Consider the following 15,366-nt stretch of genomic DNA (forward strand, 5'->3'; position numbering starts at 1 on the left):
TCAAACTCTCTAAACGGGCCGGATTGTTCCCAGATCCGGGGTTATCCGATGATGAGGTAACGTTTTGGGCCGGAGTATGGGCATGTCGAACAACCTTCGTCCGGCTCTGAACGGCATCGAGCGCGCTCGCGGTTGTCGCACTCCCCGACGAGACGGAGGGTCGTGACCGGCGTTGTTGCACAACTTTGACTGTTGACGATTCACATCGTGAATCCATGCGGTTACACGGGCTGCATGAGCAAGCCATCCCCCGCCCGCTACCGCACGACCAACTGGTCCGACTACAACGCTGCACTGCGCAAGCGCGGCTCGCTGCTGGTCTGGTTGGACAAGGATATGGCCTGGCTCGCGCCGCATGAAGGGCGCCCGGGACGTCCGCCGGTCTTCTCCAACGCCGCCATCCAGTTCTGTCTGTCGATCAAAGTGTTGTTCAAGCTGCCCTTGCGACAAACCGCCGGGATGGTGGCCAGCCTGCTCAGGCTCGCAGGATTGAACTGGCCCGTGCCTGACTTTTCGACCCTGTGCCGCAGGCAGAAGACCCTGGCGGTGCAGATCCCGTATCGCCGTGCGGGCGGGCCGCTCAACCTTCTGGTGGACAGCACCGGGATCAAATTCCTCGGCGATGGCGAATGGCAGACCCGCAAGCACGGTCCGCAGGGTCGACGCCAATGGCGCAAGGTGCATCTGGCCATGGACCCGGCGACGTCCGACATTCGTGCCGTCGAGTTCACCCCAAGCAGCCACGGTGACAGCCCCGTGCTGCCGGAGTTGCTCGGCCAGGTTCCAGTGGATGAGCAGATCGGCACCGTGACCGCAGACGGGGCCTATGACACTCGCCGTTGCCACACCGCCATCATCGCGCGTGACGCCACCCCGATCATCCCGATCCGCAAGAACGGACGCCTCTGGAAAGAGGACTGCCCTTCGGCACGTGCGAGAAACGACACCCTGCGCGCCACCCGATATTATGGCAGGGCCTTCTGGAAACGTTGGAGAGGATACCACGCCCGCAGCCGGATCGAGGCGAAGATGCGCTGCCTCAAAGCCTTTGGCGAGCGCATCGCCGCGAGAGACCCGGACCGACAGACCGTAGAAATCCACATCCGCATCGCCCTCATGAACCGCTTCAACGCCCTCGGCACCGCCGAGATCGCTCGCGTGGGCTGACCTCAGTGGGGTAAGGGGAAGTCATACCTCAGGCCTGAGTTCTGCAACAATGCCTGTCGAATGTGCCTATGCTGCAACCGCAAAATTCTCGATCATCGCCGTGGGTAGTTTGGGATCGGACCGGTCATTCGAGGACTGTTGGGGCGATTGTCGCCAGGCTGCAACACGAAATGCAAGGGGCTGGTCAAAAATGCCGTCCTCTCAATCGAACTGGGGGTCGAGGATTACCAGACAGGCGATGATCGCAGGGTTCTGTCCGCGATCCGAAACCTTTACGCGGGTGTCCTTTTGCTCTGCAAGCAGGTACTGTGGAACGAGTCTCCGCCGAAGTCCGATGGTTCGCTCATCTACAAGGACCTTGTTCCACGGAACATCGACGGCGACAGGTCCATGGTGCCGCGCAAGCTGAAACGGAACACGGTGGATCGCCAGCAGATCGAAGAGCGTTTCAAGGAACTCGGCCTCAACCTCGATTGGTCCAAGCTGGCGGACCTGGCGCGGATCCGGAACGATGCTGAACACCTGTTCATGACGGTAAAGCCTGCGATCGCGAAGGAAGCACTGGCATCCGCCATGCCGGTCATCGAGCAGTTGCTGGTCGATCACCTACAAGAGGAGCCCGCCCATCTCTTTCAGGACGGCGTCTGGAAAGCCCTTCTGAAAAACAAGGAGGTGTTCGACCAGCAGCAAGCGAGATGCTCGGAATCCTTCGACAAGATGGACTGGGGATTTGATGCGCTTGCCGATGCTCTCGAAGAAGTGCGCTGTTCAAGCTGCGGTTCGTCGTTGGTCCGCCAGATTGACCCAGACAACGACAGCTTCGAGGTAATGGATCTGGACTGCGCAGAATGCGGCGCAGCTCTTGATCGGGAGGATGTCTTCGAAGCTGCGATCGCCGAGGCGACCGCTGGCGAAGCCTACATCGCGGGAACCGACGGAGGGGAGCCTCCCGTCACTACGTGTCCCGAATGCTCTCATGAGAGCTGGGTGCTCGGCGAAGGATGCGTTCTTTGCCCTGGGGCGGACCTTACATGTTCGATGTGCGGCGAGATATTCAGCCCGGATGATTTCGACTATGACGCCGGTATGTGTTCTTATCATTCGCACATGATGGAAAAAGTTATGCGCGAGTAACTCCCACTGGATAGAAACAATGATCGTTGATCATCGAAGCGCGCCACTGACGCCTGAGACCATGTAGGCCAGCCAACCGGGGCCGCCTGGTGGCGGCCCCGGGTCTGTCATGCAGCGATCTGTTCGGCTTCGAACGCGTCGATGGCCTCGCGAAGAAGGTTCGTGATGGCCCACAGGGCCGCGCCGTCGCGCGTCGTTTCCCAATGCAGGTGATAAGGATCCAACAGCGTTTGACGGGCTTGATCTGCCTCCGCGACGAATTCCTCCGCGAGGCGGCGCCGCTGCACGGCGGGCTCCATGGCGCGGCATGCAGCGAGCCGATCGAGATCGGATGCGCTTGGGTCGAGCATGGCGTGGTAATGGCACATGCTTGCCGAAAACGGCGTTACACCGGGGCGGGACCTGAAGCGGAGCAATTGCAGCCATTGTGCCGCGTGACGGGTGAGGTCCCGGGCGCGTTGCAGGCAGGTTGTTTCCGTTTGCCGTGTCATGCCGTCACTCCTCGCGTCGTGAGACCTGCAAGGCGCAGCGCCTCCATCGCCCGCAGGCCGCGGTCGAGCGCCTCGGCACAGCGCATCGCATTTGTGGCCCGGGGGTCGTCCGGGTGCAGGGATGAGAACAGAAACGCCTCGGAGCCATCGAGGCTGTCGGCATGACCGCCGTGCAAGAGCCGGCTCAGCGCCTCGAGCGTGTGGACACGCGCCGTGACCGGACCGCCGGTGCGCGCGACGGTGACGATCACCCGTGCGCGTTCGGCCCAATCGGCACCGCCGAGCAGATCGGCTGCGGCGATCAGCATGTCGCCGTTGTCCTCGAGCCAGCGGCAGAAGTCGCGGGCGTTGGTGACATGCCGGAGCAGGGCAGTCATGTGGGTTGAATGTTTCATTGGGAACACCTCTCTTGAGTGCGCGGGCCCACCATGGGCCGCGTCAGGAAGTCCCTGCTCCGGATATTTGGCGGCGCGGTCTGTCCTGCGCGGCCTCACAAAGAGGGCCGCGCAGGATCAGAGCAGATGCCGTCCCCTTCGAACGCTCGAGATGCCTTTTCAAACACCCCGAAATGGGTTTCGGAGAAAGCAAAGCAATTTCAATGACCTGAAATGCCTTGGCAATACTTTGCGCGTTTCATGGCAGAAAAAACCGCCAAAATGGCAAAACTACGGTCGCACTGACACATCCCCGGCTTTCTTCTTGGCCCAGGCCTGACCCCCGAGAAGATCCACGGCGTTTATGAGGGCGTCACCCTCGTCGCGGAGCCATTTCACAAAATCATCGAATTGGGAGATCTGCCGGAACAGGGCATTGGTCGTTGGTTTGGGTTCGTGTTGCATTGGATTTATCACCTTTCCTGGTGGTCGCAGACCGGAATGGCCTGCTTCAGATCCCTGTTCCATCGACGCCGCGCAGATGTGATCTGTCGCGGCCTCAGCCTGAGGGCCGCGACAGATCATATCCGCGCAGCTGGGTTTACTTTGTTAAAAGGTTTCCTGATTACGCGTGAACCTCAGCCAATTTCAGCAGGCAGTGGGGCATGGGCGGTGTTCGGACACTGGCCCAGGTCAGGCGGGGGATCATGGCCGCGAGATCGTAGCGCCTGTTGAAGCGATATTCGAACTCGGCGAGGTATCTTGGCACGTGTTTGGCGCTGACGGATCGGTGGGTGCCGGTGATGGCGGCCTTGATGTTGCCAAGAGCGGTGTTGACCCATTTGAAGGCGGGCGTCTTCGCGGCTTTCGGTCCCGAGCCGGTTCTGAGGATCGCGTGGCTGCATCCGGCGCGCGTGACGGCGGCGAAGCAGGCGAGGCCACAGCTCGATGACGGCGCAGGTGGGATCGAGCTCTTGCCGGCGGCACCGCGTCCGCGCTTGCCGCCCGTGCGCGCGCCGCCGATGTAGGCATCGTCGATCTCGATGCGCCCGCGCAGTCGTTTGGCGCCATCGCGGTCGAGCATGACCTGACCAAGTTTGTGCTTGATCTTCCAGGCGGTGGTCTGCGTCACCCCGAGGCGTCGCCCGAGTTCGATGCTGGAGATCCCCTGCTTGGTCTGGGTCAGGTGATAGAGGGCGCGGAACCAGACGCGCAGCTTCAGCTTGGTCGCGGCGAAAATCGTCCCGGCGATCGACGAAGTCTGCGTCCGGCAGGTGCTGCACTGATAAAGCCCGCGCGTCTTCAGGCAGTGTCCCAACGATTGGTGTAAGAGGCCGCGCGCGAAGCCCCCGGCGTAGCGCAGCGCGCGGCCGGTGGCGACTGTGGCGGCCACCGTCGATCTTCGGCAAAGGTTCGGGTTGCAACACTCGAAACCAAAGACGGAGATGACGATGACCGATGAGAGAATGGCACTGCTTGAACTGGTTGAACAGCAGGCCGACGGTGATCTTGTGCGTGAAATGCTGGCCTTTGCAGCCAGCCGGATCATGGAAGCCGAGGTGGAGACGCAGACGGGCGCGGCCAAGGGTGCGCGTTCGCCCCTGCGGGAAGTCCAGCGCAACGGATACCGCGACCGGGACTGGGACACGCGTGCGGGTCGCATCCCGCTGGAGATCCCGAAGCTGCGCAAGGGCAGCTACCTGCCGAGTTTCTCGAGCCCCGGCGGACGGCCGAGAAGGCTCTCGTCGCGGTGATCCAGGAGGCATACGTTCATGGCGTCTCGACGCGCTCCGTGGACGATCTCGTGAAGGCCATGGGCGCAGGCGGGATGTCGAAGAGCCAGGTTAGCCGGCTGTGTGCCGAGATCGACGAGCGCGTGAACGCGTTCCTGTCGCGGCCCCTGGAGGGCGCATGGCCCTACCTCTGGCTCGATGCAACCTATGTGAAGGTGCGCGAGGGCGGGCGCATCATCAGCCGTGCCGTGATAGTGGCCGTGGCAGTCAACGAGGACGGCAAGCGCGAGGTGCTGGGTGTCGCCACCGGCCCCTCCGAGGCCGAGACGTTCTGGACCGACTTCCTGCGGTCTCTTGCCGACCGAGGTCTGCGTGGGGTGAAGCTGGTGATCGCCGATGACCACAAGGGGCTGCGGGCGGCGGCGCGCCGGGTCTTCAACGCAACCCATCAGCGCTGTCGGGTTCACTGGATGCGCAACGCGCTGGCCCATGCCCCGGCCAAGCAACGCACTGCAGTGGCGGCGATGCTCAAGACGATCTTCGCCCAGGAAAGCAAGGTTGACGCGGAAGCCCAGTGGGACACCGTCGCCGATGCACTCCGCGAAAAGCAGGACAAGCTCGGCACCTTCATGGACGCCTCGCGCGACGACGTTCTCGCCTACATGGACTTCCCGCGTGAACATTGGGCCCAGATCGCCTCGACGAACCCGCTGGAGAGGGTGAACCGCGAGATCAAGCGGCGCACAGATGTCGTCGGGATCTTCCCCAACGATGACGCCATCATCAGGCTCGTCGGCGCGAGCATGCTCGAGACCAACGACGAGTGGACCGTTGCGCGCCGATACATGAGCCTTGAAACCCTCGCGCGCGTGAACGACAATCCCAACGTCAGGTTGTCCGCCGTGACATCCTGATCAGACCTGAGCCTTTCCGAAGGTCGGCGCTCTTACACCACGCCCTGGGACACTTCTGTGGTTGCCGCCCGTAGTGCAAGAAATTTCTGACCGTTTGAGCATGTGATCGAGTGCGGTCTTCTGTCAGGCCTCGTTTTGCGGCATTCCAGAAGCCGCGGGCCGGTATGGTGATCAGCGGATCGGGTCCAAATCTACCCACCGAGCTACAGGCTCTTAGTGTCCCACTGGTTTTCCCGATCCGGATCTGTTCGATCGTTGCGCCCATTCAGGTCTTCGCCTTCTCACACTCCCCGTTGCACCGATACTGGCTGGTTACGGCACGATGCTCATGCCGCTGTTGCCAGCACCGGATCCCTGTAATCCTCGTTTTTCGTCAAGATGGCCCAGATCTGCCGCGCCATCTTGTTGGCCAGCGCGATCGCGACCAGCATCTTCGGCTTGCGCGCCAGCATTCGGCCAAGCCAGCTGTCCGCCGGGATCTTGTGGCGCGCACGGCCCATGATCCGGGTCATCGCCCCGATGATCAGAAGCCGTCGGATGTCGGTCTGACCGGCCTTCGATATTCGCCCCAGGCGCTCCTTGCCGCCGGAAGAGTTCTGTCGCGGCACCAGTCCCAGCCAGGCTGCGAAATCCCGGCCACACCTGAACTGCGCCATGCCGGGCGCAAAAGCCTCGACCGCAAGCGCCGTCAGAGGCCCGACCCCCGGCATGGTCTGCAGACGGCGCGCCGTGTCGGTCCCGGCCGCCAGCTCCTTCAGAGCTTTCGTCTTCGCGTCGATCCTGTTGGTCTTCTCGGCAATCTGTGCCAGCAGGTCGCGACATTCGGTGGTGATCAAGGCCGGCAGGTCGCAGGTGGGGTCTTCGAGCAGCGCCTCGATCCGTTTGAGATGGCCGATGCCGGCAGGAAACACATGCCCATACTCGTAGAGCACCGCCCGCAGCGCGTTCACCAGTTCGGTGCGCTGATGGACCAGGCGCTCACGGCCGCGGAACAGCATCGCCCTGGCCTGTTGATCCTCCGTCTTGGGGGCGACGAACCGCATCTCGGGCTGGCGCGCGGCGATCACGATCGCCTCGGCATCAGCCGCGTCGTTTTTCTGGCGCTTCACGAAAGGCTTTACGTATTGTGGCGCAATGAGCTTGGCGTCATGGCCGAGCTTTGCCATCTCGCGCGCCCAGTAGCTGGCGCTGCCACAGGCCTCGAACACGACGAGGCAGGAAGGATGCTCAGCCATGAACCGCCGGAACTGCTCGCGCGTCAGCTTCTTGCGAAACCTCACATGCCCCGTCATCGTTGCGCCGTGGAGTTGGAAAACACGTTTTGCCAAGTCCACCCCGATTATCGTATCCTTCATTTTGCCGTCCTCTCCGCTTTGTGGCTCTCAGACCACCATCTTGGCACACTGCGATGCCGTCTGGGGAGGGCGGCAACCACCCCATCTATCCGTCTTCACGATGCTGTGCCGCGTCCCGCCGCATTCAGGACAAACAAAACCGTCCGGCCAGCGCGACGCGACGACCCCAGCCCGACACTGTTCCTCGGTCCCGTAGAGCCGCTCGAATTCCGGTTCACTCAGCCCTTTCTGGAACTGAACCTTGTTGCGCGCCATCGCCCTGCTCCCCTTAACATTCTTTTCGTTCACTTTTTGCACCAAAGCGAGAGCGGCTGAGCAACATGCGTAATCAGGAAGGTTTTGTCTTTGCTTCAGGTACGAGCTCGCTATCGTGCGGCGTGATCTTTCCATTCATGGAAGTGTTTTCGTGTGGCAGCGTCGGTGTCCGACCCGCGCAAGGAGGGGTCGGACACCGACGCTGCCAAGAAATCTCGGTCTGTGATCTCTCCTTCAAATTCTTGTTCCGCCAACGTCTGCTTGTGCTTACACTGGAATGTTGAACGCTTGCCCGAGCGGGCGTGGCGGTTGGCGGCGGTTGAAGCGGCATACGGAAATTGTTGAGACTGGATGTGTTCCACCCCGTGCGGGTGGTGTGCCCCTGTTTTCAACACGGCGCGGAAATAAGGGAAAATGCGGCGGATCGCGGCGGTGGGCGGCGGACCGGTCAGAGGTCGAGGTCGACGCTGCCTGCACGCTGATCCTCGATATAGGTCCCGAACTCCTCGGCCGCACTTACGCCCTCGGAATGATCGTACTTCCTTGTTGTCGCAATGTCCCGGTGACGCAGAAGCGCCGAGGCAGCGTAGACCCCGCCCTCGAGATGCTCGGACGCATCGGTTGCCACGTTGTCGCGAAGCCGGTGAACCGGAATGCGCGTGCCGAAAGCCGCCAGCGTCAGGTTGCCCGCCAAGCGACCGATCTGTGCTTCACTGATCGCCATGCCCGGAGCTTTCATTGAAGGAAACAGGCAGTTGCCATCATCGAATAGCGGCCGATACATGGCCTGGTACTCGCATAAAGCGGCATGCAGGCGCGGGTTTCGAAACACCGTGTCTCGGCCGTCCGACCGCAGCTTGAGACGCTCCAGCATCTTCAATGCGCTTGCCGGAAGGCGGATATGGATATGACCGTCTTCCAGCAATACGAGGCTCTGGTCGAATGCGAGGTACGACAGGGCCCGCGCCCGCTCCGGCAGGGCCGCGCCGATGGCCAGAATCAAGCCGTTTCGAAAGTCTCGGGCAGCGTGAACTCCCCGCATCGGGCGTCCGCCGGCGTCACCGATCCACGAAAACCCCAAATCGTAGATCGCCTTTGCAGTGACCAGTTGTGCGCCGGTTTTCGTCGGTGTGCCACCAAATCTGGACCGCTCACGCCAGTCTCGCATGACGTATTCGCACCCGCGAGACGGATAGCCCGGGTCGATCAGAGTGTATCCGGCGTGAATGCGCTGAAGATAATCACTGGCCGTGCGTTCGGACACGGGATCATCCCGCCGCTCCACGCATGCACGCGCATATTTCTCCAGTGTGGCACCGGTCGGCGCAATCGGCATATCGTGCGCTTCGCAGAAACCAACCCATGCCACGAGTGCGTTGATCACGGCCAGAAAATAGTCCGCGCTCCAGGGGTCATGACCAGCCACGGTCTTGCCGGTTGTCGAAGCGGTGATCGACTGCTGGAAAATGTCGCGCCATGAAGCTGGCAAGCGCGATGTCGCAGCCTTGGCTTTTTGCCATTTCGATTTCGAGGCGGGTTTGCTGGACACCCGCGCCGCGCGCAAGACACGGGCAAAATGAGCCGTTGGGGCGGCTCCCCAGATCTCGGCGGCGCGTTTCTGAACATAGGCGAACTCAGCCAACCCTCGCGCGCCCACCTCGGCAAGGCGTTCGGCCAACCGGGTCTGCAACGCGTCCGCGGTCGGGACACGCGCCGAAAACGCTTCTTCGGGGAGGAGGGTCAGCAGACCGGTGTCATTCTGGGTCATCTTGCAATCCATTTCGGTCTGATCCGGTCGACGAGGCCCCACTTCGGTGGCCGCATGACGGTCTTGCACTTTAGCGATAAGGGACGCTGTCATTGCGATTTCTTCTCTTGATTTATCCAGTCCTGCCACTTGTCGAGGACCAGGCTCTCGTCGAGCTCCGCGTAGTGATCGAGCGTCGTCTGCAGGCTCTTGTGCCCAAGCAGGCGTTGCACCGCCGGCAGGTTGTCGATGCTGTCCTTCAGCCAGATCCAGCCGATCAGGTGGCGATAGAGATGCGGGTTGATGTCGACACCGACATGGTGATCGACAAGCCGCGTAACACGTCCGAGGAGGCTTTCGTAGGATCGACCCGGTTCAAACTGATGATCTGCTGCCTGACTGGGGAACAGGAACGGGTTGTCTTCATCCCCCGGTCGAAGCGTGATCGGGCGGATCGTATCAAGATACTTGCGCAAGAGCCGGCTCGTGCTTTCGGGAAGCGGGATCACGAGATCGGGATCGTCGGCGCCGCGCATCTTGACTTTAACGGAGGGAACAATGATGCGCGCCTTTTTCTCTTGCCACGAAATCCAGTCCAGCAGACAATTCACGACATTGGCGGTACGCGGGCCCCGTGCGAGCAGGATGTCATGCGCGAGGGCGGCCATCACGTCCTGGGCAAGGGCCGGTGTGACGATGTCGGCGCTTGTCGGCGACACACCGTGTTTCTTGCGCCAAGCCTTGCGCTTTTTCGTGAGGTCAGCATTTACGCCCGTTACGATCACATCGGACATGTTCAACAGTTTCTTGATCCGGGTGTCCGTGAACTGCCGAAGTTTTGCCTCGTTGCGCGGCGCGATGCCGCGGCCGGCCACGCCGTGACGCGCGATAAGATCATCGATCTCGTTCAGTTGTTCCGGCGAAGCTTCGTAATAGTCCCGCGCGAGCTTCTTCATGGTCTTGAGGACACTTGCGACATATCCGCTCGCAAACTCCCCTTTGTTGGCGTCAGCAAGCGCGTCCGCTGCGTCATAAAGAAACTCCGGATCGCACAATTCCTCGAGCGAGTCCGGCACAATCTCCGTCGCCGCGATGATGGCTTTCGCAAGCGATGCGACATAGCCGCGGCGTGTCGCGACAGTGGGCCCCGACCATTGGTTTTTTCGCGTGAGAAAGCCGTTCTTGGCAAGCTTGGCTGCGTCGCTCTTGCCTTCTGGCCGGTCAGTTTTTCCTGACCTTTGCCGTCTTGCGGCCCGAGCTGCCCTCAGGCGCGCTTTCTTGTCCGACACGTCGGTATCCCCGGCATCGAGCCGCGCGATGAAGGCTTCCCGCGTCTCACCGGACCGGGAAACCTCTCCGCGCGCCCAGGGCACGATGCGCTGATCAAAGTCTTTGAGGATCGGCACGATCAAGGTGCCATCCACCTTGTACTTGTCCCGACCGTCGGCAAAGGGGTGTTTCACCGCAGGAAGCCGGAATTGCCGGAAAGCCTCGTGCCGGGACAGAAGCGTGATCATATGTGCAATCTCGGCCACGTGCGCCCGGCATTTCGCCTCGGTCTTGGATGAAACCTCGAGACGATGCGCAAAGTAGTCTGCGAGGACATCGCTTGTGATGGCCCACAGGGCAATTTCGCAGTCATGGAGGTAGATAAGGAAGGACCCGGAGATCAGCTTCCAGGATTGCGGGACCGGGTTGTCCGTGATTGCGTCATGCAGAGCACCATGCTCGCCACCGATATCGGAGACATTGCGGGGTCGCTGGCGCCCCAGTGCTATGTTCAGCGCTTTCAGAACATCGCTCTTGTATGTTGCATAGGTCCCGGCAGCTACGCCAAAGCCCTCTGCATTTTGTGTCTCGAAGTAATCGATCACGTCGCGACGGCAGACGTGTTTCGTCTCGGCAGTCCAACCCGCTTTACGAACCATCGTGTAAACGCGGCTGCGCAGGGATTGATATCCCTGCTGGTCAAGCCTGTTCATGAGCTCGGCATAGGTGATGGTCTCGAACCCACTCGCCGCGACGAAATCGATGCCGGTCGCGCCCGACAGCGCGATAAGGCTCTTGCGACGGGGTCGGAGCCCCGGAATCCTGAGTATGTCAGAGACGATTTTGGGATTGAGATGCGCCCGTATCGACAGGGCACGCATCGACTCCCCGCTTTCAGAAATATAGGTTTCAAGAGCGGTTTGAACGGTCATTCCGAATTCCTTTCAAAAGGGGTTCCAACCGTCACGCGCCATTGAGGTCGAGATCCGGTCTTCCACAAGAAGAAGACCGGGCTCGAACCTCGAAGAGCGCGAGTTGCTCTTCTGTCACGCACCACTCCTTTCCCAGCTTGGTTGCGGGCAATTTCACGGATCCGCCCGGGGTCGGGCATCCTTTCAGGATCCAGTCCCTGATCGTGCGGGGATGGCGCCGAAACTTTCGGGCAACCTCGGCAACGGAATAGAAGTTTTGGCTCATGATGTTTGTCCTCCCTGCAATCATGGAGGAGTTAGGAACAATCGGCGGTACTCAAAAATGCATTGCCGGCAATTCTCCAAAAAACACGCGATACCGGGATCTTATCACTCTCACGTTCCCGTCCGTGACAGCGGGATCGGCACGACCTTGTTGTCGTGGTCAGCTTGATGCAGAGGATCCGGGGCCTCGGCGCGCCACCGAGACAACACTTCCCGCACGCGCCGTTCATTGCGTTTGCGTTCATTGCCGTTCAGGCGCGTCAGCGTCGCATCGTGACGCTGACGAATCGCCTCCGCGTTTGCTTTCCGGCCGTCGGTCCCGTCGAACAGCAGCGCGGCCGGCTCGACTTGTGACAATGCGTCGAGAATTGCGGCGATTTCGTCACCTTCGAAATCGGCGCGTTGCGCCCGGCTCAACTTCCGAGTGACATTGCGTTTCGTGACAGGCTTGCCATCATCTGCGAGACGCTTGGACACGCCCGCTATGCGCTGTACCTTGCTGGTGGCGCTGGCGTCGTATCGCTGGATCAAGGTCAGCGCCGAGCGGAAATGATAGTCCGCGAAACGCGTCGCAAGTTCGGCGGTTTCGACATCGATCTTGCGCCGGGATTTTCCCAAAAGAAATTGCAGAACCGGCAGGTAACGGAGCGTTGCAAAGCCAATGCGCCGGATGAACGAGCGTGGAAGATCCGAGCGTCCCCATGTCTCGCGCAAAGAGCGCCACCAGGATTCGAGATAGGGAACGACCTCATCATCAAGGCTATATTCACCTCCGGCATTTTCCTGAGCACATAACGCTTGCCAGATCTGACGAAGTTCCGCCCGGCGCGTGTCATGCGTCCCGCCCGCAAAGTACAGGAAGTGATCGTACATGTCGGTGTCGGTTCGGGGTTCGGCGACATAGTAGTTCATGCGCTGACAGAACCCGTCGAGCATGCTCGACATATCGATTTCCGAGGACCATGTTTCGAGCACGGTGAGGCCATGGAACGTGAAGGCCGGTTTGTCGATCCTGAGCTTGGCCTCTTCACTCTTCAGACGGTTTGAGATCGGTTGGTGCGAATACGCATGCAGCAGCCATGGCTTCAACTGCACCATATTGCTTTGGGTAAAGATCGACTGGAATAGCTTGCCGACCTCATCTTGAAACCAGAACGAGCCGTTTTGCTCGGCCAGATCGATGATCCATTGCGGGGCGGATTGCGGTGGCGCCAAAAAGGACACCGAAGGCTCGTCGCCATCCGACAGGATCGCCGCGACTTCTTCGCTTGCCAAGGTTTTCGAGGATCCGGACTCGGCGAGGCCGATATTCCAAAGAGTTGGTCGTATGGTTCCGACGCCGGGCACAGCAAGACTGGCGCCGTTCTGCGTCAACCATGACGCGGCAAACATGACGGTGGACATGAGTGGCATCGAGTATGAAATGTCGGTATCATCGAAATGCCGCAGCATCCGCGCAAGGAAGCTGCCTTTCGGGGCGAGGCGCATCACATCGAACGGCTGCTCCGTTACCCGGACAGACATCATGCGGACCAACTCCGTACGTTCCTCTGATTTCAGCTTGCGCCAACCGCGCCGGGTTTTGACCCGTACTTCATCCAGCGTCAGATCCACCGCTTTTGACGATTTTGTGTTGGGTTTCGGCATTCCGTAGGCTCCTTTCATCTGTACTTGAAAGGAGCTGGTTTCATCCGCTCACCGCCGGAAACGCCGCATGTAAAATAATTCTGCACCAAAATTGCCCGCGCATGTCGCGCCGACAATTAGATTGCAAGTTATTGATTTAATATTGATTTCTCTTCACTGGCACAGCCGACAGGCCGCCGACAAGACCATGTCCAAGAGGCGGTTTTGATAATGTCCGGGTTCTGGCGCAGTGGAAGAGAAGCCGAGGGCGAAGGCGAGTGGCACGCCCGTAAGTATGGCGGGCCGAAACGACGGATCTGGCGCAAGATCCATCTCGGGATCGACGAGGAAACGCAGGAGATCCGAGCCGTCGAGATCACCGGGAGCCATATCGGTGATGCAACGGTGCTACCCGACCTGCTCAACCAGATCCCGGCGCACGAGCAGATCGGCAGCGCCACCGCCGACGGGGCCTATGACATACCCAAATGCCACGACGCCATTCCCGACCGCGGCTCACATGCCGTCATCCCGCCCCGCAAGAATGCGAAGCCGTGGAAGACCGTCACTGCAGGAGCCATGGCCCGAAGCGAGGCCCTGCGCACCGCGAAATACCTCGGCCGCCTGCTGTTGCGACGACGGAGCGGATATCACCGCAGGAGCAGCCTCGAGACCAAGATGCATTGTGTGTAATTGCTGGGCCAGCGGCTCAGGGCACAGGTCTTGAACCGTCAGGTTGCGGAGCTCGAGGTCCGCATCGCCGTCCTGAACGGCTACACCGCTCTCGGGATCCCTGTCACAGAGTCCGTGGGATAGGTCTGTCCGGGGAGGGGGAACCTCGACGTTCAGCCAAGTTGTGCAACAAAGCCGCCTTGGGGGCGGGAGGGAGAGAGGTTGTCAGTTTCGTTTTCGCTTAATGTAGCTCATTCGAGTATGTGCGGAAACGCCTGCGGCGGAAAGAACCTCCGCTACACGCTCACGAAACATCGTTTCGCATCTATTTTGAAAATTATCGGGAATAACCTCAATTTTATCTGCATAAAAGCGCTTTGTATTCGCACGAACGTAATGCTCTACGTCCATTTCTATCTTTCTATTTGTGTTTTTAAGCCTTGGCATGTCTGCCATAGCGCCCTTCCGCATCTCAAGCCCTTGCTCAAAACCCAGTGTATTTACAGAAATGAGCAGGACGGTTCCGAGAAGCTCGTATACCCCGGTTGTCCTTTCGTATCCGTCAACATCGCGCTCTGTTTCTGCTTCTAAGATTATTTTCGTTTTCATGTCTGTTTCTCCGTTTTTACGATCGTCTGCGCGGTGTGTGTTATACCGCGTTCCAGAGAAGTGTGATGGGCGCGAGAATGACGGCGGTGATGACGCCGACGACCACTTTTTCCTGAACGATTTCTATATGGTAAAATCTCCTTGATGCATGCTCCCGTTCGTATCAGATAACCCGTCTTCTCGGATACCGTCGATGGTCAGACGGTCGTGCGGCGAAATCCGAAAGCCCGTGCTGACTGCGGCCGTGGGCGAAGATGTTTGATGTCCGATCATCACTTTCATTGCGTGCTTCCTTTCCATTCCACGAGAGTACAGGGGGTGATGCGTTGCGAGCAGACGGGGCCAAGGTCGCCGTGCCGGATCAGGCGCAGAAGCGCGCGGTAGCCCCGCGCCTCGAGCCCGAGACGCAGGGTCAGTTCCCGGATGCTGGCGACACCGCGCAGCGTGCGGGCCATGGTGCGCGCCGCGTGATCCGCCTCGGCATCGACATCGCGCAAGGCCGCGTTGATGTTGGCATTGTGTCCCGAGACGGGATCGATATCGGCCTCGGTGAGCAGCCTGACCGAGTGCGCGAAGCCTCTCTTAAGCACCCACCAGGCGATCGTCTGCATCTCATCGACGAACCGCCCGGAGGCGAGCCGCACTTGCGGCTTGACGGTATAGGCCGTGCGCGCGCCGGAGGACATGGTGACGATCATGTCGAAGACATGCGTGAACTCGTCGCGATGACCTGTCAATGTGCATTCAAAACTGACCCGGTGTGATCATCCAAAAATGACCCACCCCGGAGGTGGCAAAGCCCACAGGCGAGCGGCCACCAAATA

13 protein-coding genes and 2 pseudogenes are annotated in these 15,366 nt (G+C 60.2%); 4 read left to right on the forward strand and 11 right to left on the reverse strand.

Going from position 1 to position 15,366, the window contains the following annotated elements; all coding sequences use genetic code 11:
* Nucleotides 1-234 precede the first annotated feature (234 nt).
* The gene (locus V8324_RS10995; protein ID WP_336419982.1) at nucleotides 235-1,167 is read left to right on the forward strand and encodes an IS5 family transposase; all 933 of its coding nucleotides are present in this window, start codon (nucleotides 235-237) and stop codon (nucleotides 1,165-1,167) included.
* A 147-nt stretch (nucleotides 1,168-1,314) separates the two neighbouring features.
* A complete protein-coding gene (locus V8324_RS11000; RefSeq protein ID WP_336419983.1) occupies nucleotides 1,315-2,301 on the forward strand; it encodes a hypothetical protein in 987 nt (328 codons plus the stop codon).
* 107 nt (nucleotides 2,302-2,408) lie between these two features.
* On the opposite strand, the gene V8324_RS11005 is transcribed toward V8324_RS11000, so the two are convergent.
* The 3 genes from V8324_RS11005 to V8324_RS11015 all read right to left on the reverse strand — a co-directional run bounded on the left by V8324_RS11005 (nucleotide 2,409) and on the right by V8324_RS11015 (nucleotide 4,559).
* Nucleotides 2,409-2,792: a hypothetical protein gene (locus V8324_RS11005; protein ID WP_336419984.1), complete on the reverse strand. Its 384-nt coding sequence runs from the start codon at nucleotides 2,790-2,792 to the stop codon at nucleotides 2,409-2,411.
* The gene (locus V8324_RS11010) at nucleotides 2,789-3,187 is read right to left on the reverse strand and encodes a hypothetical protein (RefSeq protein ID WP_336419985.1); all 399 of its coding nucleotides are present in this window, start codon (nucleotides 3,185-3,187) and stop codon (nucleotides 2,789-2,791) included. The genes V8324_RS11005 and V8324_RS11010 overlap by 4 nt, the downstream gene beginning before the upstream one ends.
* A gap of 604 nt (nucleotides 3,188-3,791) precedes the next feature.
* On the reverse strand, nucleotides 3,792-4,559 hold the full coding sequence (locus V8324_RS11015) for an IS1595 family transposase (protein ID WP_336419986.1): 768 nt from the start codon (nucleotides 4,557-4,559) through the stop codon (nucleotides 3,792-3,794).
* Between the two features lie 73 nt (nucleotides 4,560-4,632).
* On the opposite strand from V8324_RS11015, the pseudogene V8324_RS11020 reads away from it, so the two are divergent.
* Nucleotides 4,633-5,813: pseudogene (locus V8324_RS11020) on the forward strand (IS256 family transposase).
* A 326-nt stretch (nucleotides 5,814-6,139) separates the two neighbouring features.
* Here V8324_RS11020 and V8324_RS11025 read toward each other — a convergent pair.
* The 6 genes from V8324_RS11025 to V8324_RS11050 all read right to left on the reverse strand — a co-directional run bounded on the left by V8324_RS11025 (nucleotide 6,140) and on the right by V8324_RS11050 (nucleotide 13,282).
* On the reverse strand, nucleotides 6,140-7,168 hold the full coding sequence (locus tag V8324_RS11025; RefSeq protein ID WP_336419987.1) for an IS110 family transposase: 1,029 nt from the start codon (nucleotides 7,166-7,168) through the stop codon (nucleotides 6,140-6,142).
* 27 nt (nucleotides 7,169-7,195) lie between these two features.
* Complete coding sequence (locus tag V8324_RS11030) at nucleotides 7,196-7,423, reverse strand: transposase (RefSeq protein ID WP_336419988.1); 228 nt, start codon at nucleotides 7,421-7,423, stop codon at nucleotides 7,196-7,198.
* Between the two features lie 448 nt (nucleotides 7,424-7,871).
* Nucleotides 7,872-9,191 carry a hypothetical protein gene (locus tag V8324_RS11035; protein WP_336419989.1) on the reverse strand — a complete coding sequence of 440 codons (1,320 nt, stop codon included), beginning with the start codon at nucleotides 9,189-9,191 and terminating at the stop codon, nucleotides 7,872-7,874.
* A gap of 89 nt (nucleotides 9,192-9,280) precedes the next feature.
* Nucleotides 9,281-11,371 carry a site-specific integrase gene (locus tag V8324_RS11040; RefSeq protein WP_336419990.1) on the reverse strand — a complete coding sequence of 697 codons (2,091 nt, stop codon included), beginning with the start codon at nucleotides 11,369-11,371 and terminating at the stop codon, nucleotides 9,281-9,283.
* A gap of 31 nt (nucleotides 11,372-11,402) precedes the next feature.
* A complete protein-coding gene (locus V8324_RS11045; RefSeq protein ID WP_336419991.1) occupies nucleotides 11,403-11,636 on the reverse strand; it encodes a helix-turn-helix domain-containing protein in 234 nt (77 codons plus the stop codon).
* Between the two features lie 110 nt (nucleotides 11,637-11,746).
* Nucleotides 11,747-13,282 carry a DUF3987 domain-containing protein gene (locus V8324_RS11050; protein WP_336419992.1) on the reverse strand — a complete coding sequence of 512 codons (1,536 nt, stop codon included), beginning with the start codon at nucleotides 13,280-13,282 and terminating at the stop codon, nucleotides 11,747-11,749.
* Between the two features lie 228 nt (nucleotides 13,283-13,510).
* Here V8324_RS11050 and V8324_RS11055 point away from each other — a divergent pair.
* Nucleotides 13,511-14,077 (forward strand): annotated as a pseudogene (locus tag V8324_RS11055) (IS5 family transposase); the annotation flags it as partial.
* An 81-nt stretch (nucleotides 14,078-14,158) separates the two neighbouring features.
* Here the strand turns inward: V8324_RS11055 and V8324_RS11060 are convergent.
* Together V8324_RS11060 and V8324_RS11065 are read right to left on the reverse strand one after the other, a co-directional pair.
* A complete protein-coding gene (locus V8324_RS11060; protein WP_336419993.1) occupies nucleotides 14,159-14,542 on the reverse strand; it encodes a hypothetical protein in 384 nt (127 codons plus the stop codon).
* Nucleotides 14,543-14,820: 278 nt separating this feature from the next.
* Nucleotides 14,821-15,279, reverse strand: coding sequence for a hypothetical protein (locus V8324_RS11065; protein WP_336419994.1), 459 nt, complete (start codon nucleotides 15,277-15,279; stop codon nucleotides 14,821-14,823).
* Between the last annotated feature and the right edge of the window lie 87 nt (nucleotides 15,280-15,366).

This window comes from Roseovarius sp. D22-M7, from assembly GCF_037083785.1.
Lineage (GTDB): Bacteria > Pseudomonadota > Alphaproteobacteria > Rhodobacterales > Rhodobacteraceae > Roseovarius.

What these genes read in the sequence shown, in the direction of transcription:
- V8324_RS11005 (WP_336419984.1), bottom strand. Translation starts at nt 2,792, where the DNA reads ATGACACGGCAAACGGAAACAACCTGCCTGCAACGCGCCCGGGACCTC.
- V8324_RS11010 (WP_336419985.1), bottom strand. Translation starts at nt 3,187, where the DNA reads ATGAAACATTCAACCCACATGACTGCCCTGCTCCGGCATGTCACCAAC.
- V8324_RS11030 (WP_336419988.1), bottom strand. Translation starts at nt 7,423, where the DNA reads ATGGCGCGCAACAAGGTTCAGTTCCAGAAAGGGCTGAGTGAACCGGAA.
- V8324_RS11025 (WP_336419987.1), bottom strand. Translation starts at nt 7,168, where the DNA reads ATGAAGGATACGATAATCGGGGTGGACTTGGCAAAACGTGTTTTCCAA.
- V8324_RS11040 (WP_336419990.1), bottom strand. Translation starts at nt 11,371, where the DNA reads ATGACCGTTCAAACCGCTCTTGAAACCTATATTTCTGAAAGCGGGGAG.
- V8324_RS11050 (WP_336419992.1), bottom strand. Translation starts at nt 13,282, where the DNA reads ATGCCGAAACCCAACACAAAATCGTCAAAAGCGGTGGATCTGACGCTG.
- V8324_RS11045 (WP_336419991.1), bottom strand. Translation starts at nt 11,636, where the DNA reads ATGAGCCAAAACTTCTATTCCGTTGCCGAGGTTGCCCGAAAGTTTCGG.
- V8324_RS11060 (WP_336419993.1), bottom strand. Translation starts at nt 14,542, where the DNA reads ATGAAAACGAAAATAATCTTAGAAGCAGAAACAGAGCGCGATGTTGAC.
- V8324_RS10995 (WP_336419982.1), top strand. Translation starts at nt 235, where the DNA reads ATGAGCAAGCCATCCCCCGCCCGCTACCGCACGACCAACTGGTCCGAC.
- V8324_RS11035 (WP_336419989.1), bottom strand. Translation starts at nt 9,191, where the DNA reads ATGACCCAGAATGACACCGGTCTGCTGACCCTCCTCCCCGAAGAAGCG.